The sequence below is a fragment of the Ruegeria marisflavi genome (assembly GCF_025673445.1).
Taxonomy (GTDB): domain Bacteria; phylum Pseudomonadota; class Alphaproteobacteria; order Rhodobacterales; family Rhodobacteraceae; genus Ruegeria_B; species Ruegeria_B marisflavi.
This window is the reverse complement of sequence record NZ_JAOVQN010000005.1, coordinates 55,573-80,363: the sequence shown is the minus strand read 5'-3', so window position 1 is coordinate 80,363 and position 24,791 is coordinate 55,573. Positions and strand designations below refer to the sequence as shown.

At 62.5% G+C, this 24,791-nt stretch carries 21 protein-coding genes; 7 read left to right on the top strand and 14 right to left on the bottom strand.

Annotation, left to right across the window (positions count from 1 at the left end):
- The first annotated feature begins 116 nt into the window (after positions 1 to 116).
- Positions 117 to 356 carry an RNA chaperone Hfq gene (gene hfq, locus OEZ49_RS07010; RefSeq protein WP_005611588.1) on the top strand — a complete coding sequence of 80 codons (240 nt, stop codon included), beginning with the start codon at positions 117 to 119 and terminating at the stop codon, positions 354 to 356.
- Positions 356 to 1,627, top strand: a complete 1,272-nt coding sequence (gene hflX / locus OEZ49_RS07005) for a GTPase HflX (RefSeq protein WP_263387637.1) — start codon at positions 356 to 358, stop codon at positions 1,625 to 1,627. Before hfq ends, hflX begins: the two co-directional genes overlap by 1 nt.
- Here hflX and OEZ49_RS07000 read toward each other — a convergent pair.
- The 4 genes from OEZ49_RS07000 to hemB form a co-directional block, all read right to left on the bottom strand.
- Entirely contained in the window at positions 1,624 to 2,784 is a 1,161-nt protein-coding gene (locus OEZ49_RS07000; RefSeq protein ID WP_263387636.1) for a cation:proton antiporter, read from the bottom strand. The genes hflX and OEZ49_RS07000 overlap by 4 nt on opposite strands.
- Complete coding sequence (locus OEZ49_RS06995; RefSeq protein ID WP_263387635.1) at positions 2,785 to 5,250, bottom strand: penicillin acylase family protein; 2,466 nt, start codon at positions 5,248 to 5,250, stop codon at positions 2,785 to 2,787. It lies immediately after the preceding gene.
- Positions 5,251 to 5,387: 137 nt separating this feature from the next.
- A complete protein-coding gene (locus OEZ49_RS06990; protein ID WP_263387634.1) occupies positions 5,388 to 5,960 on the bottom strand; it encodes a lipid-binding SYLF domain-containing protein in 573 nt (190 codons plus the stop codon).
- Positions 5,961 to 6,092: 132 nt separating this feature from the next.
- Positions 6,093 to 7,091 carry a porphobilinogen synthase gene (hemB, locus tag OEZ49_RS06985; protein ID WP_263387633.1) on the bottom strand — a complete coding sequence of 333 codons (999 nt, stop codon included), beginning with the start codon at positions 7,089 to 7,091 and terminating at the stop codon, positions 6,093 to 6,095.
- A gap of 122 nt (positions 7,092 to 7,213) precedes the next feature.
- Here hemB and OEZ49_RS06980 point away from each other — a divergent pair, with 122 nt between their 5' ends.
- On the top strand, positions 7,214 to 7,738 hold the full coding sequence (locus OEZ49_RS06980; protein WP_263387632.1) for a component of SufBCD complex: 525 nt from the start codon (positions 7,214 to 7,216) through the stop codon (positions 7,736 to 7,738).
- A gap of 21 nt (positions 7,739 to 7,759) precedes the next feature.
- Positions 7,760 to 11,215 (top strand): transcription-repair coupling factor, encoded by a 3,456-nt coding sequence (gene mfd, locus OEZ49_RS06975; protein WP_263387631.1) that lies wholly within the window; start codon positions 7,760 to 7,762, stop codon positions 11,213 to 11,215.
- Between the two features lie 60 nt (positions 11,216 to 11,275).
- On the opposite strand, the gene OEZ49_RS06970 is transcribed toward mfd, so the two are convergent.
- The 5 genes from OEZ49_RS06970 to OEZ49_RS06950 all read right to left on the bottom strand — a co-directional run bounded on the left by OEZ49_RS06970 (position 11,276) and on the right by OEZ49_RS06950 (position 17,110).
- Positions 11,276 to 11,929 (bottom strand): SH3 domain-containing protein, encoded by a 654-nt coding sequence (locus OEZ49_RS06970; RefSeq protein ID WP_263387630.1) that lies wholly within the window; start codon positions 11,927 to 11,929, stop codon positions 11,276 to 11,278.
- The gene (locus OEZ49_RS06965; RefSeq protein WP_263387629.1) at positions 11,926 to 13,593 is read right to left on the bottom strand and encodes a tetratricopeptide repeat protein; all 1,668 of its coding nucleotides are present in this window, start codon (positions 13,591 to 13,593) and stop codon (positions 11,926 to 11,928) included. Before OEZ49_RS06965 ends, OEZ49_RS06970 begins: the two co-directional genes overlap by 4 nt.
- 58 nt (positions 13,594 to 13,651) lie before the next feature.
- The gene (locus OEZ49_RS06960) at positions 13,652 to 14,860 is read right to left on the bottom strand and encodes a multidrug effflux MFS transporter (RefSeq protein ID WP_263387628.1); all 1,209 of its coding nucleotides are present in this window, start codon (positions 14,858 to 14,860) and stop codon (positions 13,652 to 13,654) included.
- Between the two features lie 79 nt (positions 14,861 to 14,939).
- Positions 14,940 to 15,596 carry a DsbA family oxidoreductase gene (locus tag OEZ49_RS06955; RefSeq protein WP_263387627.1) on the bottom strand — a complete coding sequence of 219 codons (657 nt, stop codon included), beginning with the start codon at positions 15,594 to 15,596 and terminating at the stop codon, positions 14,940 to 14,942.
- Complete coding sequence (locus OEZ49_RS06950; RefSeq protein WP_263387730.1) at positions 15,593 to 17,110, bottom strand: class I adenylate-forming enzyme family protein; 1,518 nt, start codon at positions 17,108 to 17,110, stop codon at positions 15,593 to 15,595. The genes OEZ49_RS06955 and OEZ49_RS06950 overlap by 4 nt, the downstream gene beginning before the upstream one ends.
- Positions 17,111 to 17,176: 66 nt before the next feature.
- On the opposite strand from OEZ49_RS06950, the gene OEZ49_RS06945 reads away from it, so the two are divergent.
- On the top strand, positions 17,177 to 17,800 hold the full coding sequence (locus tag OEZ49_RS06945) for a helix-turn-helix domain-containing protein (RefSeq protein WP_263387626.1): 624 nt from the start codon (positions 17,177 to 17,179) through the stop codon (positions 17,798 to 17,800).
- A 6-nt stretch (positions 17,801 to 17,806) separates the two neighbouring features.
- On the opposite strand, the gene OEZ49_RS06940 is transcribed toward OEZ49_RS06945, so the two are convergent.
- Together OEZ49_RS06940 and OEZ49_RS06935 are read right to left on the bottom strand one after the other, a co-directional pair.
- A complete protein-coding gene (locus OEZ49_RS06940; protein WP_263387625.1) occupies positions 17,807 to 18,031 on the bottom strand; it encodes a hypothetical protein in 225 nt (74 codons plus the stop codon).
- 133 nt (positions 18,032 to 18,164) lie between these two features.
- A complete protein-coding gene (locus OEZ49_RS06935) occupies positions 18,165 to 19,979 on the bottom strand; it encodes an extracellular solute-binding protein (protein WP_263387624.1) in 1,815 nt (604 codons plus the stop codon).
- Between the two features lie 322 nt (positions 19,980 to 20,301).
- Between OEZ49_RS06935 and OEZ49_RS06930 the strand changes: the two genes are divergently transcribed.
- Complete coding sequence (locus tag OEZ49_RS06930; protein WP_263387623.1) at positions 20,302 to 21,075, top strand: 3-hydroxybutyrate dehydrogenase; 774 nt, start codon at positions 20,302 to 20,304, stop codon at positions 21,073 to 21,075.
- A gap of 84 nt (positions 21,076 to 21,159) precedes the next feature.
- Positions 21,160 to 22,185: a patatin-like phospholipase family protein gene (locus OEZ49_RS06925; RefSeq protein ID WP_263387622.1), complete on the top strand. Its 1,026-nt coding sequence runs from the start codon at positions 21,160 to 21,162 to the stop codon at positions 22,183 to 22,185.
- A gap of 7 nt (positions 22,186 to 22,192) precedes the next feature.
- Here the strand turns inward: OEZ49_RS06925 and OEZ49_RS06920 are convergent, their stop codons facing one another.
- From OEZ49_RS06920 to OEZ49_RS06910, 3 genes are all read right to left on the bottom strand, one after another.
- Positions 22,193 to 22,879: a DUF502 domain-containing protein gene (locus tag OEZ49_RS06920; RefSeq protein ID WP_263387621.1), complete on the bottom strand. Its 687-nt coding sequence runs from the start codon at positions 22,877 to 22,879 to the stop codon at positions 22,193 to 22,195.
- A gap of 79 nt (positions 22,880 to 22,958) precedes the next feature.
- Positions 22,959 to 23,873, bottom strand: a complete 915-nt coding sequence (locus OEZ49_RS06915; RefSeq protein WP_263387620.1) for a pseudouridine-5'-phosphate glycosidase — start codon at positions 23,871 to 23,873, stop codon at positions 22,959 to 22,961.
- The gene (locus OEZ49_RS06910; RefSeq protein WP_263387619.1) at positions 23,870 to 24,763 is read right to left on the bottom strand and encodes a PfkB family carbohydrate kinase; all 894 of its coding nucleotides are present in this window, start codon (positions 24,761 to 24,763) and stop codon (positions 23,870 to 23,872) included. The genes OEZ49_RS06915 and OEZ49_RS06910 overlap by 4 nt, the downstream gene beginning before the upstream one ends.
- Positions 24,764 to 24,791: the final 28 nt, after the last annotated feature.

The following is a 24,791-nucleotide window of genomic DNA, read 5'->3' as shown; positions in this document are numbered from 1 at the left end:
GCCCGATATGTTTGCCTTTTTCGGCTGGCAAATCCGTAAACAGGACTTCATACTTAATCATTAGGTGCGTGCCGATGCGCGGCAAGTAGCAAGAACAAAGGCGAGATTGTAAAGAAATGGCTTCGGACAGACAGAATCTTCAGGATGCCTTCCTGAATCACGTGAGAAAAACCAAGGTCCCGGTCACGATATTCCTGATCAATGGTGTAAAATTGCAGGGGGTCATTACCTGGTTCGATAATTTCTGCGTGTTGCTGCGCCGCGACGGACAGTCGCAATTGGTGTACAAACACGCGATTTCGACGATCATGCCTGCGCAGCCCATCAGCCTGTACGAAGGTGAAGACTCCAATTGATGGAACAAGATCGTGCGGGCACCCGCGCGTGGGTTCTGCATCCCGAGTTGAAATCCGACCCTGACCGCCGGGATCCTGTTCCGGCGCTGGACGAGGCTGTAGCGCTGGCTGCGGCCTTGCCAGAGCTGGAGGTCGCGGGCTCGGGCATTGTACGCTTGCCCAAACCCCATCCCGGTCACCTGTTCGGGTCGGGCAAGGTCGAAGAGCTGGGCGCGCTCTTCAAGGCCAATGAGATCGAGCTGGTGCTGATCGACGGACCGCTGTCCCCGGTGCAGCAGCGCAATCTGGAAAAAGAATGGAAGGTGAAGATCCTTGATCGGACCGGTCTGATCCTGGAAATCTTCTCGGACAGGGCCCGGACCCGCGAGGGCGTCTTGCAGGTCGAGATGGCCGCGCTCAGCTATCAGCGGACGCGCCTTGTGCGGGCGTGGACTCACCTGGAGCGGCAACGCGGCGGGCTGGGGTTTGTCGGTGGTCCCGGCGAAACCCAGATCGAGGCGGACAGGCGGGCGATCGACGAACAGCTTGTGCGGCTGCGTCGGCAGCTCGACAAGGTGGTCAAGACGCGCGAATTGCATCGCAAGGCGCGCGCCAAGGTGCCTTATCCCATCGTCGCCCTTGTGGGCTATACAAACGCCGGGAAATCGACGCTGTTCAATCGGATGACCGGGGCCGAAGTGCTGGCCAAGGACATGCTGTTTGCCACGCTCGATCCGACCATGCGGCGGGTTCAGCTGCCGGACGGGCCCGAAGTGATCCTGAGCGACACGGTGGGTTTCATTTCGGATTTGCCGACGGAACTGGTTGCTGCGTTCCGCGCAACGCTGGAAGAGGTGCTTGCCGCCGATCTGATCCTGCATGTTCGCGACATCAGCCATGCCGCGACCGAAGAACAGGCGCGCGATGTCGAGAGCATTCTTGCCTCGCTTGGGGTGGCCGAAGGAAGCCCCAGGCTGGAGGTCTGGAACAAGATCGACCTGCTCGATGCTGACCGCCACGCCTCGGCACGGATACGGGCAGAGCGGAACCCGGGCCTCTATGCGGTGTCGGCGATCACCGGTGAGGGGCTGGACGACCTGCTAACGGCCATTTCCCGGCAGCTGGAAGAGGTGCGGCACGAGACCACGCTGCACCTGTCCTTCTCCGATGGGCGCCGCCGGGCCTGGCTGTTCGATCAGGACGTGGTGCAGAGCGAGGAACAGACCGAGGCCGGATTCGAGATCAAGGTGCTGTGGACGTCGCGGCAAGAGGCGCGGTTCAGCGCGCTCTAACCCGCCTTGCGTAGGGCGAAAGACGCCAGGATCGGCCCGATCAGTTCAAACGTAACGGTGGCAGCGATGGCAAGCGCCGTGATCATGTCCCCATGTTCGGGGAAATACTCGGCCGCCATAAGTGCCATGCCGATGGCCACCCCGGCCTGCGGCAACAGGGCCGGTCCATACCAGCTGCGTTGGCGGCGCGGCGTGCGGGCCAGCATACCGCCCAGCCACCCGCCCGCGATGCGCCCCAGGATCCGCAGAACGCAATAGGCGAGGCCGACAGGCCCAATGGCCCACAAGGCCGCGGGCTCTAACGTTGCGCCCGCAAGGATGAAGAAGATGATCATGAACGGCCATTCGAGGTTTTCGATCTCGCGAAATGCCATCGTGTGGTGGCGGGCAAGGTTGACGATGACGGCGCCGGCGGTCATGCCCGCGATCAAATAGGACAGATCGAGCCAGAGTGCGCAACCGGCGGTCAGGAAAACGACTCCCAGCGCTTCGATCCTCAGCGGTTCGCCGTCCGACAACCGGCCGGTCAGATAGGCGGCAGGCACGCCGATAACGCAGCCCAGCAGCATCGAACCAAAGATCTCGACCAGGGCGTCGGTCAGCAGGTGCAGCCCCGGATCGGCCCCGTTGACAGCTCGGGCAACTACAATCAGCAGCGCGAACACCATCACGCCCCAGGCATCGTCGATGGCAACGATCCCTTTCAGTGTTCGGGAGAACTCGGTTTCGGTTCCCGATTGGTGGATCACATCCAGCGTTGCCGCCGGATCGGTGGCGGTTGCCAGCGCCCCGATCATCAAGGCCGCGGCCAAGGGAACGCCGATTGCGGCCAAACCGGTGGAGACAGCGATCAACGTGAAGAACACGACCGCCAGCGAAATGGTCACGATGGCCCGGCCTTGGCATCGGAGCGTTCTGAATGACAATTCGCCGCCCAGCAGAAACGCCACCATGCTGAGCGCGATGACCGAGACAATCGGATAGACATCGCGCAGGCCATCCGGGATCAGGTTGAACCCGGCTTTACCGCCGAGCAGACCACAGGCCAAGAGCAACGTCACCCGGGGCAGATTGGTGCGCCGACCCAGACCGTCGGCCGCCAGCCCGACAAGAAACAGCACCCCAAGCGCGATCAGAGCTGGAGCGTATCCCTGCATCTAGGGTCTCGGGACCAGTTGCGTGATGCCGACGGCGGCCGCCCGAGCCAGCTCAGAATCCAGCGACATCGGGATGTATTCGCCCCGGCGCCAGAGCTGGGCCTGATCGTCATAGTAGCGTGACAGGAAATGGCCCGATTGGCCGGTCGAGATCACGAATACGGAACTGTCCGGGTCGGCAAAGTCATAGACCCCGCGATAGGCCGCGCCATGCACGTTCTGGAACGGGTCCGGATCCTCGCCCGAGGTGCGGCCCCGTTGCAGCGTGTTGTCGCCGCCGCTGGTGGATTGGCGGATGTTCACGAAATAGCGCAGCACCGGCACCTCGCCTAGTACAGGATGGTCGTGGGTTGCCTGATGCGCGTCGCCCCAGCGCAGCGATTCCAGGGCGGTGCCATAGCGCTCGGCAATCCAGACCAGGGCATCGTCCAGCGCAAGCCGGGCAATTTCGGTGCAGTCTTCCTGTGGTGCGCTTTGCTGGATATCGCACCAGGCCGAGGCGCCGTCGACATCCTTGAACACCCGTTCGATGAACAAGGGTTCGACGTGTTTGAATTCGCTGGCGAGCGGTCCCAACTCGTCGGTGATCAGGCGTTTTTGCAATGCTCGTACCCAGGCGGCATAGATCAGCGGCTCAGGAAGATGTTCGTTCATCTCGCCGTTCCATTCCGCCAGAAGGGCCAGCGCGATCTGGCGCTGGCGTTCGGGTGTGCCCTCGGGGGCGGCCTCTCCGGTGAACCACAGATCTGCGCCGATCAGCGGCAACAGGGTACGGGCGGTCGGGCTGACCGGGTCGAGCTGCGCTTCGATGAAGCTGTCGCGGGTGTGTACTTCGCGCGATTGCATCAGTCTCTGCCAGCGGGTCACGCGCTGGGTGTCACCCCAGACAAAGGAGATGTGGTTGGGAAACGGCCGTTCCAGCAGCTTGTTGTTGGTATTTCCGAGCAGGCCGCCGACCGGCGAGAGAAACTCGGGGTTGGAGGCATAGGGCATCCGGCCCTGCCAGCGGTTCTCGATGCGCCAGCCTTGTGAGGGTAGGCGCCCCTGACTTTGATGCGCGGCATCCCGGCGCGGCACGGCGCCGACCATCTTCATCGCAACTGTTTCGCGGTCGGCCAGGGTCAGGTTCTGCGACGGGCCAACATAGTGTTCAGTGGCCCTGATCGCCTCGTCCACCGATCCAGAGCCAAGTAGAGCCATCGCCGCCGACATCGAGCGGTCCTGAGGATCGAGGACGGTCCATCCGATCGACACCACATGTCCCGGCGGCGTGATGGTTTCCAAGTCATACACCGTCCCGGGCAGGACAGGCCCATTCTCGGTCCAGCGCAGGGTCAGGGTGATCGGGGCGGCATCCTTGATCTCGATTATGGAGGGCCGCGACTCAAAGGACTTGTACCCGTCCGGCGTCAGGTATTCCTCGGGGTTGTCGGGGTTCAGTTTTTCGATGAACAGGTCCTGATCGTCCATGTAGGACGAGGTCAGCCCCCAGCCCAGACGTTCACTGCGGCCAAGAAGAACCGTTGGCATTCCGGGGATCGAGCCACCGATCACACCTCCTTTGGCCAGTTCCATCCGCGCCAGATACCAACTGGAGGGGGTGGAGAACCCTAGATGCGGATCATTGGCAAGCAAGGTGCCGCCGCTGGCAGAACGCGACGGGGCCGCAGCCCAGGCATTGGACGCTCCGGCCAGACCGCGTTTTGGCAGCGGTGACAGCGGGTTATCAGCCTCTTTTCGTTGCGTGGCATAGCGTGGCAGGCCGGGAAACATCGATGCATATTCCGGCAGCGCCGCTACGCCCGGGCCGGGCGCATCCGGCAGGATATCGAGCAAGCGGGCCTGATCGTTCAGCATGAGAGAGGTCCGCGCGCGCAATACTTCCTCTTCGAGATGTCCAGATAGTTGCAGACCCATCAGCTTGAGGATCGCGATACTGTCCGCTGGCTGCCAGGGGGCGACGGGAGCGTTGAAAATGAACATCTCGGGCGCGCCGCGGCCAAGCGCCTTGTCGTTGATTTCCGTAAGTCGCGTGTTCACACCAGCGGCATAGGCCCTCAGCGCGGCGGCGGTGTACGAATCCTGCGCCCCGACCGATTGTTGTGCCAGGCGATAGAGGTCGAGCCGCCGCATCAGCCGGTCGATCGACACAGTTCTTTGGCCGAAAACCTCAGACAGCCGCCCTTGAACCGTCCGGCGCAACATGGTCATCTGCCACAGTCTGTCCTGGGCGTGCACGTAACCAAGGCCAAAGAAGACGTCTGGGTCAGACGCGGCAAAGATATGGGGAACGTTGTTGTTGTCACGCACGATCTCGACGGGCGCGGTGACGCCATCGACCTGCAGGGTCTGGTTATACTCTGGCAGCGACTGGCTGGCGAGGTAGTAGACCAGGGCAATGGCCGCGACCACCAGAAAAACAAGACCTGCGGCAAGTCGCAGAAGCCAGCGAAAGATCAGTCCCATGCGTGACCCGAAAGGTTATTGTTTGCGGATGATGGTTTGACACTAAGACATTGAGTGCCGGAACAAAAGAGCACATCCGGTTCGGATCCGCGATCCCAGGCAGCGCCGATCACAGGTCGTGGCCGGCGCTGTCTCGGTCAGGGAATGATACGGGTATACTTGGTGCCTTCCAGTGTTGCCCCCACCCGCAGACCGGCGCGGCCAAAGACCGCCGCCAGCACCGGAGAGCGCAGGGTGTTCGTGTCGGCCGCCAGAGAGTCGCCCTGATCGCTGACCACATATTCCAGATCGGCACCTGCGGCCCAGCCGCTGGACCGGCGGAATTCGCTGAGCGCGTCCTGGGTCATAAAGAAGAGCACATGCGCGTATTGTTGCGCGCCCACCTGGAAACCCGCGCTGCCTTTCACCGCCGAATAGTAGTCGACGGTCACACCGTCGATGCGCAGCGCGCCGCGTCCATAGCCGCCGCCAAAGACAAAGCCGGCCTCGGTCAAGAGCGGCATCACCAGCATGCCGGCCGCCTTTTGCGAGATTTCCACCGTGTTCGGAAACTCGCTGTACATTTCGTTCAGTGTCGCGATGACGCGGGCGTCGATTTGCGCCGCGTTGGAATTTCCGACGCCATTGCCGCAAGCGGCGGTCATTGTCAGACCGGCGATACCAAGAAGAATGCCTCGACGGGTCGGCCGGGGAGTAAGGATGCTGCTCATCTCTCTCGTCTTTCGTAGAGTTGCCTGAAAAAGCCGGGTTTTCCCGGTCTTGCCGGAGACAATACGCCGATCACGAGGCCCTGTCACGACCGAACTGACCTGGTTCGGCAGGTTCTCGCCCGAAAACAAAGCTCAATCGTTCAGAATACGGGCAACCTCTGGCGCAAAGTAGCTCAGGATACCGTCGCATCCGGCGCGCTTGAAAGCCAGCAGGCTTTCCAGCATCACCTTTTCCCCGTCGATCCATCCGTTCTGGGCGGCGGCCTGGATCATCGCGTATTCGCCGGACACCTGATAGGCATAGGTCGGGGCGCCGAACATGTCCTTGACCCGTCGGCAGATGTCGAGATAGGGCATGCCCGGCTTGATCATCACCATGTCGGCGCCTTCGGTGAGGTCCCGTTCGATTAGTCGAAGCGCCTCGTTCGAGTTACCCGGGTCCATCTGATAGGTCTTCTTGTCGCCGGTCAGGGCGCCCGATGCGCCGACGGCATCGCGGAACGGCCCGTAAAACGCGCTGGCATATTTCGCAGCGTAACTCAGGATCATCACGTTGCGGTGGCCCGCCGCCTCGAGCGCCCGGCGCATGGCGCCGATGCGCCCGTCCATCATGTCACTGGGGCCGATGATGTCGGCGCCTGCCTCGGCCTGCGCCAGCGTCATCTTGACCAAAGCCTCGACCGTTTCGTCATTGATGATCTGGCCGTCCACAACATAGCCGTCATGGCCGTTGATGTTATAGGGATCGAGCGCCACGTCGGTCATCACGGCGATATCGGGTGCGGCGTTTTTGATAGCACGGATGGCGCGGTTCGACAGGTTGTCGGGGCTCCAGGCTTCGGCACAGTCTTCGGTTTTCAGCGCGGCGTCGGTATAGGGGAACAGGCAGATCGCCGGAATGCCCAGCGCCTGCGCCTCAACCGCAGCCTTGGCAATCAGGTCGACCGACCGGCGCACCACGCCCGGCATCGAGGTGACGGGTTCCTCGATCCCCTCGCCATCGCGCACGAAAACCGGCCAGATCAGGTCATCCGCTGTCAGCGTGTGTTCCCGCACCAGCGCGCGCACTGCCAATGAACTACGTGCACGGCGAAACCGCGTGGCGGGAAACGGGGCGATAGTAGGCTTCATGCTGCGCTCTCCTTGCACATTCGGGCATTGGGTGGCATGGATTTGGTCCGGTCACAAGGGTACCAAAGGCCGCGTATTGAGGATAGAAGGCCGCGAAAGCGGCGAGCAAAGGGGCAGCACGGTTGGATTGGTATGCGTCTATCTTCGAACTTATCGACATGCGAAGCTTCTCCAACCTGTGGTTCTGGATCGCGCTTGCGGTTGTCTGGTCCTCGGCCAGCCATTGGGTTTTGGGTGTGCCATATGACATGGTGACCCGCGCCCGGCGGGTCGGTGGGCAAGCGGAACAGGATCTGAACGACATCGCGCGCGTTAACGTGAACAGGATGCTCTATATCGTTGATGTTTCAGGGATTTGGCTCTTTGCCTTTTCGTGTTTCATCCTGTCGGGGCTGGCCACGGCCGGATTTGCCTATGGTATCGAATTTGCCCAGGCTGTGTTTCTGCTGGCGTTTCCATTGACCTGGGTGGGGTTGCTGAACCTGGTGACGGCGCGGCGTATCCGGGCCGAGACGCTAAAGGGCGAAATGCTGGCGCGGGCGCTTGGACGCTGTCGGCTCTACACCCAGATCATCGGCATGCTGGCGATCTTTTTTACCTCGCTCTGGGGCATGTATCAGAATCTGTCCATCGGCGTTCTGGGCTGAGCGCGGCAGGCGGAGACGGCAATGAAATCACCCAACCACGTCCTTGTCGGGGGAGCACCCGAAGGGTTTGACGCACAATTGATCCTCAAGGAAGTCGCGCGCGCCGACGGTCCGGTGCTGCATGTGGCACGCGATGACAAGCGGCTGGAGGCGATGCGGGCGGGGCTGGCCTTCTACGCTCCGGACTTGCCGGTCTTTGTGTTCCCGGCCTGGGATTGCCTGCCTTACGACCGTGTCTCGCCGAACCCCGATGTCTCGGCTGCCCGGATGGCGACTCTGGCGGCATTGGTTCACCAGATGCCGGCGCGTTTTGTGCTGTTGACGACCCTCAACGCGGCCACGCAGCGGGTGCCGGCGCGCGCGGTGCTGCGCGAGGCGGCGTTCTCTGCGCAGGTCGGCCGCAGGGTAGACGAGGACGGGTTGCGCCAGTTCTTGGTCCGCATGGGGTTCAGCCAGAGCCCGACGGTGATGGAACCAGGTGACTATGCTATTCGGGGCGGGATCATCGACATCTATCCACCCGGCGACAGCGGGCCGGTGCGGCTCGATTTCTTTGGCGACGTGCTGGATGGCGCCCGCCGGTTCGACCCGGCGACGCAGCGGACCACCGAGAAATTGGATCTGGTCGAACTGGCCCCGGTCAGCGAGGTCATACTGGACGAGGCCGCAATCACCCGGTTCCGCCAGAACTATCGCATCGAGTTCGGGGCGGCGGGCAATGACGATCCGCTTTACGAGGCGGTCAGCGCCGGGCGCAAGCATCAGGGGATGGAGCATTGGCTGCCGTTCTTCCACGAAGATCTGGAAACCCTGTTCGACTATCTGCCCAAGGCCACGTTGACACTGGATGACCAGCTGACCGCCGCACGCCTGTCGCGGTGGGAGGGCATTCAGGATCAATACGAAACCCGCCGTCTTGCCATGGCTGACAGGGCGCGGATGGACAGTGTCTATAAACCCTTGCCACCGGGCCTGCTGTTTCTGGACGATGCCGATTGGGAGGCACTGTTGCAGGATCGGCGGGTGATGCAGTTCAACCCGCTGCCACAGGCCAGCGGGCCGGGTGTGATCGACGCGGGCGGTCGCATCGGGCGCAATTTCTCGCCCGAGCGCGCCCTGGAAAATGTCAGTCTTTTTGGTGCCTTGGCAGATCACATCAAAGCAAAACTGGCGAAAGGCCCGGTTCTGATCGCGTCTTATTCCGAAGGCGCGCGCGAAAGGTTGAGTGGCCTGATCGAGGATGAGGGCCTGGCCGAGACGATCCCCGTTGCAAACGGCACAAGGATCGGTAAGCGCGGTCTGCATCTGGCAGTCTGGGCGCTGGAACACGGCTATGAAACACCCGAGATTACGGTGATCTCGGAGCAGGATGTTCTGGGCGACCGGTTGATCCGGCAGCCCAGGAAGAAGCGCAAGGCCGAGAACTTTCTGACCGAGACGCAATCCCTGTCCCCCGGCGATCTGGTGGTGCATGTCGATCATGGGATTGGGTGCTACAGGGGCATGGAGGTGATCACCGCAGCCGGTGCCGCGCATGAATGCCTGTTGCTGGAATATGCCGAGGACGCCAAGCTCTATCTGCCGGTCGAGAATATCGAACTGTTGTCGAAATACGGCCATGAAGAGGGGCTGCTCGACCGACTTGGCGGCGGCGCATGGCAGGCCAAGAAGGCCAAGCTGAAAGAGCGCATTCGCGAGATGGCCGACCGGCTGATCCGCATCGCCGCCGAACGCGCCCTGCGCAAGGCGCCGGTGATGGACCCGCCGCCGCATGCCTGGGAGGATTTCAGCGCCCGCTTTCCCTATCAGGAGACCGACGACCAGTTGCGCGCCATTGGTGACGTGATGGACGACCTGCATTCGGGCATGCCGATGGACAGGCTGATCTGTGGCGATGTCGGCTTTGGCAAGACCGAAGTGGCCATGCGCGCGGCTTTTGTTGCGGCCATGTCGGGGTTGCAGGTGGCGGTGATTGCTCCGACCACGCTCTTGGCCCGTCAGCATGCGGGCAGTTTCCGCGAGCGGTTCCGGGGCTTTCCGCTGGAGGTGCGGCAGTTGAGCCGTTTCATCTCGGCCAAGGAGGCGCAACAGACGCGCGAGGGGCTGGCGCGCGGCACGGTGGACATCGTGATCGGTACCCATGCGCTTTTGGCCAAGGGGATCCGGTTCCAGAACCTCGGCCTGTTGATCATCGATGAAGAGCAGCATTTCGGCGTGGCGCACAAGGAGCGGCTGAAACAGCTGCGATCGGATGTGCATGTGCTGACGCTGACCGCAACGCCGATCCCGCGTACCCTGCAATTGAGCCTGACCGGCGTGCGCGATCTGTCGATCATCGGTACGCCGCCAGTGGACCGGCTGGCGATCCGCACCTATGTCAGCGAGTTCGACACGGTCACCATCCGCGAGGCGCTGTTGCGCGAGCATTACCGGGGCGGACAGAGTTTCTATGTGGTGCCCCGCATCACCGACCTGCCGGATATCGAGAATTTCCTGAAGGAACAGCTGCCGGAACTGACCTATGTGGTGGCACATGGCCAGATGGCGGCGGGCGAGCTCGATGACCGCATGAACGCCTTTTACGACGGCAAATACGATGTGCTGCTGGCCACGACCATTGTCGAAAGCGGGCTGGACATCCCCACCGCCAATACGATGGTGGTGCACCGGGCCGACATGTTCGGACTGGCGCAGCTCTATCAGATCCGGGGCCGCGTGGGCCGGTCCAAGGCGCGTGCCTATGCCTATCTGACCACCAAGCCGCGCATGCGCCTGACGCCTGCCGCCGAAAAGCGGCTGCGAGTACTGGCCTCGCTCGACACGTTGGGGGCGGGCTTCTCGCTGGCCAGCCAGGATCTGGACATTCGCGGAGCTGGCAATCTGTTAGGCGAGGAACAGTCGGGCCAGATGCCCGATGTGGGCTATGAACTTTACCAATCGATGCTGGAAGAGGCGATCGCCAAGATCCGCAGCGGCCAGATGGAGGGGCTGAGCGAGGCCGACGACCAATGGGCGCCGCAGATCAACCTGGGCGTGCCGGTGCTGATCCCAGAAGACTATGTGCCCGATCTGGATGTCCGGCTGGGTCTCTACCGGCGGCTTTCGTCGCTTAGTACCAAAGTGGAGCTGGAAGGCTTTGCTGCCGAGTTGATCGACCGGTTCGGCAAATTGCCCAAGGAAGTGAACACGCTGCTTTTGGTGGTGCGGATCAAGGCCATGTGCAAACGCGCGGGCATCGCGAAACTGGACGGCGGGCCAAAAGGCGCCACGATTCAGTTTCACAACGACAAGTTCGCGTCACCGGCAGGGCTGGTTGAATTCATTCAGGGCGAAAACGGGCTGGCCAAAATCAAGGACAACAAGATCGTCGTGCGTCGCGACTGGCGCTCGGATGCCGACAAGATCAAGGGTGCCTTTGCCGTGGCACGCGATCTGGCGGAAAAGGCCTCTGTCGGTGGGAAGGACGGTCGCGCGTAGCGCGCAGATTTTTTGAAAAAATCTGTAGGCAAGATCTTGATAAAATTTTGCGCGCTGCGCTTATCGCCCCGAGGTGAAGGAGCAGAGTTGCCAGGTACCGTCTGGCGAGACCGCAAAGGCGGCGCGATATCCGGACATCTGCACCAGGTAGTCACGATGCAGATAACCTTGGGTTCCGTCCGTCAGGATGACGGCGCGATAGTCGTTTTCCGATGTGGGTTCTGCGGCCAGCACCACCTCGAAACTCACGCGCGTCACCACGGGCGCCTCCCGGTTCGGAGCCGCGCGCAGGTTCACGTTCTCGCCATTGGTGAAATAGGACCATGCCGGTTCGATCCGCGCCGGAAGGTGAATGCGCCAGTGAAAGGGCATCCAGAACTCGCCGTCGTCGTCGAAATAGCCCGGCGCGGCGAGCGTTCGGGCCAGCGCCTGCCAGCGCGCTTCGACATCAGCGGCGGGCTCGCCTTGTTCCGAGGTCAGAAACTGGCGTAACTCTTCCGGCCCGCCGATTCCGTCGTCGCTCAGCATCAGGTCGGGGCAGGCGGCAGCGGTCAGCGCCTCGGTATCACGACGCGCCACAGCTGCCCGCATCGCGTCGCGAAAAGCGACGAGAGACGGGTCGCGCAGCGCTTCATCCCGGGGCGGAAAGGACTGGCGTCCGGCAAGGGCCGGTGTGGCGCCGAGCAGCAAAGCGCAGATCAGGCCGAGCTTCATTTTGCCGCCCGCATTGCCGCCTGAGCACAGAAACAGGACGCTCCCACCGCGCGGTCGGCCCGGGCAAGGGCGAGTTTCAGTCTTTGCCGGATCTGAACGATTTCAATTGTTTCACCGCGTGCTTTGAGACAATCGTGCAAGCCCTTGAGGCTCCAGACATTGTCCGGGTGAACCGCCGCCCGGCTTAATTGACCGCCAAGGCCCAGGTCGGCGCGATAAACCTCTTCGGCTTCGGCGCGGTGGCCTTGCTCGTACAGCAGGGCACCGAGCGCGTGACGGGTCGGCTGCATCCATCCCCAGGGCTCGTCATACGGCAGGTTGTCGTCCAGTTCGACCGAGCGGCGCAGGTGGGCATAGGCGCTGTCGTAGTTTGCTTTCCTGTACTCGATCTCACCGCGCAGCATTTCCTTGGCGATTTCAAGGAGATCCACGACGCGGTTGTTATGCAGCAGGCGGCTGTCGGGCACCCGTTCGGCGGCGGCAAGGAACACCTGTTCCTCGGCTTCTGCCTCGGTCACGCGGCCGGTGGCCGCAAAGGCCACGGCGCGGGCGTAATGCACCGTCGCGGTCAGGGTGCGGAAAAGGTCGGGGTCGGCAGGCGGTTCCAGCGCGATGGCCTCGTGCCAGCGCCCGAACCGGACCAGGATATGCGGCCCCATCGCCATGTAGCTTTCGAAATAATCCGCCATCGGCGGGCTTTCGATGCGCAGCATCTCCTCGGGTGTGGTGTCCCACAGGCCCTGGTTCGCATCGAGCGCCGGTTGCAATTGTCCCAGGAACAACGCGCCGTAAATCACGAAGTGATAGTCGTGGATGCGGTAGCCCGAATAGATGTTGAACGCGCCTTCGCGGTGGAAGTACTTCAGATCGGCCTCGACGGCCTTTTGGTTCCAGTAGACGACATTGTGGTAATGCCCGCACAAGACGTCGATATGCGTGGGCATATGCACCAGGTGACCGGAATCGGGCACCAGCGTGCGCAGCGCGTCACCGGCCTTGAGGGCCTTTTCCGGGAAAGGCGACATTTCCATCAGGTGCACGTAGAGGTGCAGCAGGCCTGGGTGTGACATGGCGGCCGGATCGTCGCGCAGCGCGGTTTCCAGCACTTCCTGCGCCTCCAGCGTGGCAGCACCCTCGGCGGGACGGCCCGACTTGAGGTCCCACATCTGCCAGGGCGTCAGGTTCAGCAGGCTTTCGGCATAGACGGTTCGCAGGTCGAGATGCGCGGTGTCGGTGGCAAAGGCCGCACGCATCGCGTCGGCGAAATCATAGTCCCAGCGGTGCATGTCGTCATCAAGATCGCGCTGCGGGTAACGCGCGGGCAGGGCGCGGATCAGCGCCTGTTCGACGGCTGTGCAGCCATCCACACGCGCCAGCGCCGCCTGTGTCGCGTCATAGGCGGTTTGCAATGCCTTGGCGCGCCCATCTGTATCGAACAGATCCCAGGGCATGTTGTAATTGGGGCCGGTGGCATAGGCCACGCCCCAATGGGCCATGGCGCAATCTGCGTCGTGCTCCAACGCGCGGCTGAAGCAGACGGCGGCCTCCTCGTGATTATAGCCATAGGTCCAGATGAGGCCTCGGTCGAACCACAGTTGCGCCAGCGACGATGTGGTCGTTATCGGGCAGGTATGGCTGCCCAGGTCATAGCCATAGTCGTCCATTCCAGATACTCCCCCTCTATGTCGGGAAGAGTACGCGAAAGCGAGGTGCGAGGAAACCTCAGGCAAGCATCCGGTCTTCGATGCGGCCCATGCGAAGCATCAGAAGGAAGCCGAGAATGCACATGATCAGGATACCGGTGTTGAGGGGGGCCATGGACCCGTCAAACAGCAGCCCGACCGGGGCCGCGATGGCGGCTGCCAGAACGGTTGCTACCGCTCCGATCACCGAGGCGGCCATGCCGGCGATATGGCCCATGGGTTCCATCGCGATGGCGTTCAGGTTGCCCAAGGTGGTGCCTGCCATGAAGAATACGGCCGTCTGCCAGGCCACGAACAGGCCAAAAGACACGTCGGGCGACAGGGGTACGGCGCTCAGGCCGATCATGCCGAGCGTGATGAAGATCTGCACGCCCAGCGACCAAGTCACCATGCGGCGCATGCCGACTCGCACCACCAGAGCGGCGTTCAACAGGCTGGCCGAGCCCGAAAGCAGCGCCACCATGGCAAACCAGAACGGGAAACTGTCGCCGCGATCATGGATCACGTCATAGACCGGCTGCACCATGGTGAGCATGGTGAAAAGCGTGCCCATGCACAGGGTCTGCACCATGATCGACAGGCGCACCGTGGGGTGGCCGAACATCTGCCGCACCGCATCGACCAGCAGGGGCAAGCGAAAGGGACGCCGGTTTTCCACCGCGAGCGATTCCGGCAGGCGAAAGCCCATCCAGAGAACGGAAATGGTGGAAAACAGGACAAAGGCCGCGAAGATCCCGCGCCAGCCGGTCAGCGCGATGATGCCCGCGCCCATCAGCGGTGCAAAGGCCGGGAACAAGGTAAAGATCATCATGGCGATGGAAACGATCCGCGCCATCTGGCGACCGGAATAGAGGTCGCGGACAACGGCCATCGCCACCACGCGCGGCCCGGCGGCCCCCAGACCTTGTGCCACCCGCGCGGCCAGCACCAGTTCCAGCGACGGGCTGGCCCAGGCGACTGCGCTGGCCAGGATATACACCACGGCACCGCCATAAATCACCGGCTTGCGCCCAAACGCGTCGGAGAGCGGCCCGGTGAAAAACGTGCCGATCCCCATGCCCAGCACAAAGGAGGTGAGGATCAGTTGCGCCCGGTTGGGCTCATTGGGGCTCAGCTCCAGCCCGATTTCCGGCAGGGCGGGCAACATAGAATCGATCGAGAATGCAATCGTGGCGAACATCATCGCGATCAGCGCGATGAATTCGGCCTTGGACATCCGGTCTGCCATGGGGCTCTCCTTACCCGTCACGCGCTAACACGGTCGAGGCATGGGGGCCAGTTGCACCAATGCACAGAACCCTGTGGGTTTATGCAGAGGTAGTCTCAAGCTGAGACATGATCTCGCGGATCACCTGTTCCCAAAGTTCGGGCGGCTGCGCGCCTGGAACAGCATGCTTGTTTGCCACGATAAAGGTCGGAACCGAGTTCACCCCCATCTCGCGCGAATGGGTGTCTCGTTTGGCGATGTCCTCGCGGTCGGCGTCGGTCTTGAGCAGTTTCTGTACCACCGCCGCGTCCATGCCGATACTGTCGGCGATGTCACCCAGAACCTCGTGGTTGCCGATGTCGCGACCGTCGACGAAATAGGCGCGGAACAAGGCATCGACCGCCTCGGTTTGCTTGCCTTCGATCCCGGCCCAATGGATCAGGCGATGGGCGTCAAGGGTGTTGGGCGTGCGCCTCATCGCTTCGAAATTGATGTTCAGCCCGGCGTTTTGCGCGTGCTCGACCACCGGCGCATAGGCGCGGACCGCGCCCTCCTTGCCGCCGAACTTGGTTTCGAGGTATTCGCGACGGTCCATACCGGCGTCCGGCATGTCTGGATTCAGCTGGAACGGATGCCATTCGATCACAAAGGGGTGGTCGGGTATGGCCGCCAGCGCCTTTTCCAGATGCGTTTTGCCGATATAGCACCACGGGCAGATCGGGTCGGACAGGATATCGAGCTTGACGGTATGGCTCATCGGGACGGCCCCTTGAAATAGGCCGGCAGCGCCCGGCGCAGGAGTTTGCCGTTGCCGCCCGTGGGCAGCGCGGGAAGGTAAACGAAGGCGCGCGGCTGTTTATAACGCGCGAGGTTCGCCTCGACATAGGTCCTGAGCGCGGTTTCGTCCAGTTCCCGGGGGCCAGAGTAGAAGGCTGCAATCACGAATGTGTCAGGTTTGACCTCGACCGAGGCCGCGCCGACCTGCTCGATTCCGGGGTAGCGCGCCAGTACCGCTTCGACCTCGACCGGGGAGACTCGGTAGCCACCGGCGTTCATCATGTCGTCGTCACGGCCCAGATAGGTGATCTGCCCGTCGATGGCCATGGCACCCTGATCTCCGGTCAGGAACCAGTCACCCTGCATGCGCGCGGCGGCTTCCTCGGGGGCGTTGAGATAACCCAGCATCAGGCCGGGGTCGTCTCGATGTACCGCGATGGTGCCGGGCTGGCCCTGCGGCACCGGACCGTCCGGCCCAAGGATGGCGATGCGCCGCCCCGGTTGGGGCTGACCCAGCGCCTCGCCACGGGCCGGATGGGCCGGGCTGGACGAAATGAAGGTCGAGCATTCGGACATGCCGAATGCCTCGTAGAGTTCGGTGCCCGAGGACCGGTTCCACTGCTCGTGCAAGGCGCGGGCCAGTTTTTCACCTGCGCACAGGCCATGGCGCAAAGCGGGCAGGTCCAGTCGGTCACGCCCTTGCAGCAATTTGCGGAATACGCCGGGTGCTGCGGCAAAGATTGTGGCCCTGTGTCTGGCCAGGAGATCCGGCAGCCGGTCGATATCGGTGCCGGGCGCGGGGATCAGCGCGGTTGCGCCGATGGTCCAGGGGTCCATCAGCCCGGTGCCCAGCGTATAGGTCCAGTTGAACGCACCCGCGTGGCATAGCCGGTCCTCCTCGGTCAGGCCGTACCAGCCATCGACCATCATCTGCCGCGCCCAGATTGCCCGGTGCGCATGCGCCACCGCGCGTGGTTTGCCCGAGGTGCCCGAGGTATAGACCGCATAGGCCAGCCTGTCGGGATCGCCCATGGCAAATTCGACGGGCGGCAGACCGTGCATGGCATTGAGTGCCTCGGTCCCGATCTGGTTCGGATGCGGTGCACAGGCGACACCGGCGTCGCGCAGAATGGCGACGGGGCTCAACTCGGCGATCATCCGGGCGGTTTCCGGCTCGGTCAGTTGCGACGAGGTCGGAACCGGCACGATCCCGGCCGCAATGGCGCCAAGATAGGCAACCGGAAACTCGACCGTATTGCCCAGCCGCATCAGGATCAGGTCACCGGGTTTCAAGCCGGCCGCCAACAACCCTGTCGCCGTGCCCAGAATGGCCTGACGCAGGCGGGCATAACTCCAGTCGTCGGTGCGGTTCTCGTACAGAACAGACAGGGCGGTTTTATCCGCCAGACGTTCCGCATGGCGCAGGACATGCGCGGCAAGGTTGAACGGTGTGGGGCAGGGCGGCGGCGGCCCTTGATCATAGATCGACAGCATGCGCATTGGCTAGCCTGCCGCAGCGCCCGTTGCAAGCGGGCGACGCGGGTTCTATAGACTGAGACCATGACCAGCCGCGATCCTAAATCCCTGATCCGCATTGCCCGTTCCAACGGCGCCCAGGCCGAGGCCGAGCCTCTGGATCTGGGGGCGCGTGTACGCGAATTGCGCAAGGCGCGCGACTGGACACTGCAACAGGCCGCGAACAAGGCCGGGCTGGCCCGCTCGACGCTCAGCAAGATCGAGAACGGCCAGATGTCGCCAACATACGATGCGTTGAAAAAGCTGGCGGTCGGTTTGCAGATCTCGGTGCCGCAGCTGTTCACGCCGCCGCAAAAAGACCAGATCAACGGACGGATGACATTGACCAAGTCCGGTGACGGCTCTGCCCATGCGACCGCGACCTATGAACATGAACTGTTGGCCGACTCGCTTACCAAGAAACAGATGCTGCCCTATCGTGCCCGCGTGCGCGCCCGGTCGATGGACGAGTTCGACGGATGGGTCCGGCACGACGGCGAAGAGTTTCTGTACGTGCTGACCGGGGTTATCCGCCTGTTCACCGAGTTCTATGAGCCCGTCGAGATGCGCAGGGGCGACAGCGCCTATTACGACGCCTCGATGGGGCACAACGTGATTTCAGTCAGTGACGAGGATGCGACGATCCTTTGGGTTACTTCGCTGTCCTGAATTGCTTCAGCCTTCGCATTCACGGTTCAGCGCCTCGACATGAAGGAAATCGGCGAATTCCTCGCGCGCTTCTTCCATCGTCAGGTTGTGGCGGTCGGCCAGATAGGCTTCGAACCGGGCGCGGTCTAGTTTCAAAAACGGCATGTCCCGTTCATCCAGTTCGGGAAACCGAGACTTCACGAGGGCAAATCCACTGGCCCAGTCGTGAGTAAGCTCTGTCCAGGTCATCATAGCGAGCATTCCTTTGCGAGCATCGACGCGAAATGCTCCCCCCTGTCGGCACAGTAATGATGTGAGTGTTGATCACGCACCCGACAAAATGCCGCAGTGCAGAAGTTAGGGGCACCTGCCCGGTCGTGACTCGCTACTCCTCGTACCACCAGACATCGGGCATGTATTGCGGGCCATCTCCGTAGATCGGCGGGTTGTCGGGATACCGCAACTGCCGGATATGGGCGATCCGGCCGACCTCGAAGCTCCAGATCGGGATCACGTAACGTCCGGCGGTCAATATACGGTCCAGCGCGCGCACGGCGGAGGTCAACTCGTCCTGCGTTCTGGCCGACAGCATCGCGTCGATCATCGCGTCGATCGCGGGCAGATCGGCGCCCATGATGTTGCGCGTGCCGGGCTGGTTGGCGGATGCGGAGCCCCAGTAGAGCCTTTGTTCGTTGCCGGGAGACAGGGACAGGTCACGGCGGAAAGGCGTAAGATCGAAGTCTAGATCGGCAATCCGTGCCGTGTATTGTGCATTGTCGACTTTCTCGGTCGTGGCCTGAATGCCCAGGCGTTCCAGCGCCCGGGCGTAGATGTCGATCACCGTTTGCATGTCCGTGTCCCCCTGCCGGATCAGGAAGCGGAACGTAAAGCGGTCGCCGTCCGGCCCCATCAGCACCCCGTCTTCGACGTTGAACCCGGCATCGGCCAGCAGGGTTGCGGCCTTGCGCAGGTTCTTTCGGTTGCGTGCGGTGCCATCGCCAACCGGCAGGACGTAACCCTCGAGCGTGCCGGGCGGCAGGTCAGCGGCATGGGGCGCCAGCAGATCGGCCACCGCGCCGGTGGCCGGACCCGGGCGAAACGCCAGATCGGTGCCGGAAAAATACGATGTGATGCGGGGCATCGCGCCGCCGGTGACGGTATCGTTGATGTACTCGAAATTGAACGCTTGCAGCAGTGCCTCGCGCACGCGCCAGTCGTCGAACGGCACGCGCCGGGTGTTGATGACAAAACCGGTCATGCCCGAAGGCTTGCCATGGGTGATCTCGGTCTTGATCACCTCGCCGCGCTGGACGGCGGGAAAGTCATAGACACTGTCCCATTTCTGGGCGTTGAATTCCCGGATCGCGCTGATCTCACCGGCCTTGAATGCCTCGAACAGGACAGATTGGTCGCCGAAGAAATCAACCCGCATCTCGTCAAAGTTCATCGTGCCGCGCCGAAAGCCGATGTTCTGGCCCCAATAGTCCGGGTTACGCGAGAACGACACGTAGCGGCCCGGCTCGTAGGCCGAGACGACATAAGGTCCGGTACCGACTGGAATGTCGTGGATGCCAGCGTCGGACAGGTTGCGCCCCTCCCATTGTGCTTTTTGCAGGATCGGGCGCAGACCGGCCAGCATAGCCAGCTCCCGGTCATCGTCGGCAAAGGTCATCCGCACGCTGCGCGGGCCGGTTGCCTCGATGGAGGCGATACGCGACCAGAACCCGCGATAGCGCAGATGCCCCTCGGTGCCCAGGGTCCGGTAGGACCAGATCACATCCTCGACCGTGACCGGGCTGCCGTCCGAGAATCGGGCCTCGGGGCGCAGGGTGAATTCCACCCACGAGCGGTCCGGCGGCGTCTCGACCGATTCGGCCAAAAGACCGTAGAGCGTGAACGGTTCGTCCCAACTGCGGCCCATCAGGCTCTCGTAAGACCAGAACTGCATCTGCCAGGGAACCGTGCCCTTCTGCGCAAAAGGATTGAGGCTGTCAAAGCCGCCGGTATTGCCAAAGACAACCCGCCCGCCCTTGGGGGCGTCCGGGTTGGCATAGGGCAAAGACACAAAATCCGGTGGTAGATCCGGGTCCCCATACATAGCTATGGCGTGCCGTGATTCTGCCGTGGCGAAATTCGCACTCAGAACAAGGGCGATTCCCGCCGCCAGCTGACGGAGAGAGGGGAAAAAATCTGGTCGCACTTGCGAAACAATCCTGCTCGGGCCTTATTTTCTTGGGCCTCACCCTAACGAGGGATTCACGTCTTTTCAAACTTTTAGCTTGGATGCGAGCGTGGAATTGCTTATAAAGGGGTCACTGCTCGATAGGTTTCTTGCCTGTATGAAACCTGCCTCAATAACTTAACGCCCGCCTTGCGCGGGCGTTTTTTTCTGAGCGGATCTACATCGTTTTTGTCCGCACGGGCACCGTTCACTTCCCCTCGGGCCAGTCGTTTTGCCGTTTTCTTTGCAGGTGCAGCATGGCAGGGTATCGCGCGATGGACATTCTCAGAGAGGGCAAGACATGTCGCTGAACGGAAAGACCGCAATCGTCACCGGATCCAATTCGGGTATCGGTCTGGGCATCGCACGTGAACTGGCGCGGGCCGGAGCGGATGTGGTGCTGAACTCGTTTACAGATCGGGGAGAAGATCATGCGCTGGCGCGTGCGCTGGCCGACGAATTCGGGGTTAAGGCGCGCTATATCAAGGCCGACATGTCCAAGGGTGAGGAATGCCGCAACCTGATCGAACAGGCGGGTGCCTGCGACATCCTGGTGAACAACGCGGGTATTCAGCATGTCTCGCCGATTGATGAGTTCCCGGTCGAGAAATGGGATGCGATCATCGCCATCAACCTGAACTCGGCCTTTCACACCACCGCGGCTGCCTTGCCGATGATGCGGGCGGCGGGATGGGGCCGGATCGTCAATATCGCCTCGGCCCACGGGCTGACCGCCTCGCCGTTCAAGGCGGCCTATGTCGCGGCCAAGCATGGCATCGTCGGGATGACCAAGACCGTGGCGCTGGAAACCGCGCAGGAACCGATCACCTGCAACGCCATCTGCCCTGGCTATGTGCTGACACCGCTGGTCGAGGCGCAGATCCCCGACACGATGGAGAAATACGGCATGGGCCGGGAAGAGGTGATCAAGAAGGTGATGCTGGAACGTCAGCCGTCCAAGGAATTCGCGACCGTCGAGCAACTGGGCGGCACGGCCGTCTTTTTGTGTTCGGATGCGGCGGCGCAGATCACCGGGACCACGATCAGCGTCGATGGGGGCTGGACGGCGCTCTGAAGCCAGGGGGAGTAGAGGGCTCTGCCCCCGTCGCCTGATGGGCGCCTTCCCCGGAGTATTTTTGAAAAGGTGAAGAGGCTGGCAATGCGGCGGATCAATCTGGCCTTGCAGGGGGGAGGCGCGCATGGCGCGTTTACCTGGGGTGTACTGGACAGGCTGCTGGATGAGCCGGATGTTGAGGTCGCCGCGATCACCGGCACCTCGGCCGGGGCGCTGAATGGCGCAGCGTTCAAGGCGGGCATGGTGGCAGGCGGGCGCGAAGGCGCGCGCACCATGCTGGACAGTCTGTGGCGGCGCATGGGCGCGCAGGCGGATGCGCGCCTGACAGCCTGGATGCGGGCGCTGGATCCCTTTCATCTGGCGCGGGTGCTGGAGCATTCCCCGATGTTCGCCGCAGCCGATTGGGCGACGCGGCTGGTGTCTCCTTATGCCTATGGACCGTTCTACTCCAATCCGTTGCGCCCGATTGTCGAGGCGTTCGATTTCGACTGCGTTCACGCAGGCTCGGGGCCCGCGTTGTTCGTTTGCGCGACCTGTGTTCGCAGCGGCAAGATAAGGGTGTTTGAGGGGGCCGAAATTACTACGGATGCGATCCTGGCCTCTGCCTGTTTGCCGACGCTGTTCCAGGCGGTTCGTATCCACGATCCGAAATCGGGCCAGGAGGAGGCGTATTGGGATGGCGGCTATACCGGTAACCCGGCGCTGTTCCCGCTGTTCAATCTCGACCTGCCGGACGATGTGGTGATCGTCAACATCAACCCTCTGGAACGTGACGATCTGCCGGTCACGCCGCAGCAGATCCAGAACCGGATCAACGAGATCAGCTTCAACTCATCTCTGTTGCGCGAGCTGCGTGCGGTCAGTTTCGTGCAGCGACTGCTTGAGGACGGCACACTGGAGCGCGGGCGGATGAGCCGGGTACTGGTGCACATGATCGCCGATGATGCGCTGATGAACAGCCTGTCGGTGGCAACCAAGCTGGTGCCTGTTCCGCAGGTTCTGCTGCGTCTCAAAGAGGCGGGCAGGGAGGCCGCAGGCCGGTTCCTGGAGGCGCACAAGCAGGATCTGGGCACGCGATCGACCGTCGATCTGGCCGAGATGTTCGGGTAGTGCCGACTCAGTCCTTTTCAGGCGGGCGGCTGGGGTCTTTTTCGTTGGGATAGACCAGCCCGGCGGAAATTACCAGTTTCGCCGCGTCCTCGACCGTCATGTCCAGGATCGTCACATCCTCTTCGGGGAAATAGAGCAGAAAACCCGATGTCGGGTTGGGTGTCGTGGGGACAAAGACACTCATCAGCCGACCCGAAGTTTCGGCCTTGTCGGCGATCTCCCCCTTGGCGGTTGTGGACACGAACCCGATGGCCCAGATACCCCGGCGCGGGTACTGGATCAGGCAGGCCTGTTCAAAGCTGCGCTCGGTCTGGGCAAAGACCGTTTCAGATATTTGCTTGATGCCGCTATAGACCGATCGCACAACCGGCATCCGGTTCACCAGTCGTTCCGCGTAATGGATCAGTGAACGTCCGATGATCCCCTTGGCAATCCAGCCGACCAGAACGGTGAATACGAAAAAGAAGATGACACCGACACCACGCAGGTTGATGCCGATGTACTGCTCAGGCCGAAACTGATGCGGCACCAGAGGCAAAACAAAGCTGTCCACCCAGCCAACAAGCGACCAGAACAGCCAGATCGTCAGCCCGACAGGCGCAATAACCACGATACCCGTCAGAAAGGAGGCGCGCAGACCGGCAAACCGGCTACGTTTCGCAGGGTGGGGTGTTTCGTCGAATGGTGTGTTCATGATGGTCCCGGCTGGTGTTGGCACGGAAGGTAGTCATTCCAAACCCCACCTGCAATGGTCCGCGACCGGGGAGTGGATGCTAGCGTCCGAGGGCCCCAAGTTCCTGGGCGATTGCCGCCGCCAGGCGCGCATTGTTGCGCACAAGCGCGATGTTTGCTGTCAATGACCGGCCTGCGGTTGCTTCGAAGATGGCTTGCAGCAGGAATGGGGTAACGGCCTTGCCGGAAACATCTTGCGCGTCGGCTTGGGCCTGCGCATGGGCGATGATCGGAGCCAGTTCCTCGGCGGCGATCTGGTCGGCCGCAGGAATGGGGTTTGCGACAAGTTGGCCACCCGGCAACCCCAGAGCCCGCCGCATGGCATGGGCCAGCGCAATGGAGGCCGCGTCATCCATCCGCAGGGGCGCGGGCAGATCCGAGGTCGACGACCAGAAGGCGGGAAAACTGTCCTGCCCATATGCAATGACCGGTACGCCGAGGGTTTCGAGAACCTCGAGCGTCTTGGGCAGATCAAGGATGGCCTTGGCGCCCGCCGCGACAACGGTGACGGGGGTCTGGGCCAGTTCGTGCAGGTCGGCAGAGATGTCAAAGCTCTGCTCGGCACCCTTGTGGACGCCGCCGATGCCGCCGGTGGCAAAGACCTCTATCCCGGCATGGCGTGCGGCGATCATGGTGGCGGCAACCGTGGTTGCACCGGTGCCGCCGGTTGCCATGCAGGCCGCCATATCGGCGCGCGACAGTTTGGCGACGCCTTTGGCCTGACCCAGGGCGGTGAGGCGTTCGGGGTCGAGACCGACATGCAAGTGCCCCTCGATCACCGCGATCGTGGCAGGCACGGCGCCTGCGTCGCGAATGTCCTGTTCGACCAGGCGTGCTGTTTCGACGTTCTGGGGATAGGGCATCCCGTGGGTGATGATGGTACTTTCCAAAGCCACAACGGGTTTCCCTGCAACCCGGGCGGCATGAACTTCAGCGGAAAGGCGCAGGTCGATCACAGCGGGGTTTCTCCTGAAACATATGTGGCGGCGGCATGCAGCGCGCGGGCAAGGGCGGTCTCGCGGTCGGCGCCCTTGGCCTCGGCCGCGATATGGGCCGCCATGAAGGTGTCGCCCGCGCCGGTCACCCGGGTGACCAGAACGGCGGGCGGGGTCTGGGTGATCACCCGTTCAGCATCCCCTTCGGAGGCCGAGCGGCCACCATCGGTGACGAGAATCCGCTGCGCGCCACGCTCCAGCAGGGCATGCGTCGCGCTGGCGGAATCGGAAAACTCGGTCTGGCAGAGCAGGCCAGCCTCTTCGAGATTGACGTAAAGCGTCGCGCGGCCCTGCCGGACAAAGGGCAACAGGCGCTCGGCCTTGCCCGGCGAGGCGGGCGCCACCCGCAGATCGGCCCGGGCAAAGGCGGGCGATTGCGCGATCTGGTCCAGAAGCGCCAACGTCAGATTACCGTCGAGCGCCACGGGGCCGTCATAGGGTGACTGTTCGCTGCCAAGCTTGCCGTTGAACAGGGCGCGCAGGATCTTGGCGCCTGCGGCCTCTAGCGAGTGGGCGTCAGCGATTGCGGCGATCAAACCGTTGGCCCCCTCGACCGCCATATAGCGGTCGGTTGGCAGGTCCTCGGACCGATAGACATGTTCGGTCCGCATCCCCATCTGGGCGCAGGCGCGGATCAGCTCGTCGCCCTCGGCATCGCGGCCGATGGCGGTGAGCAGAGTCGGGGTCATTCCAAAGCGGGCCAGCGTCATGGCGATGTTCATCGCCACGCCGCCCGGCAGGCGCGTGATCCGGCCGGGTACGTCCGAACCCTGGCGCATGTGACTGGCCGAACGTCCGATCACGTCCCAAAGGACCGAACCGATGCAGAGGATATCCGAGTTTTGCGTCATTCCGCCCTCATGCCGCAGGGCACTGTCC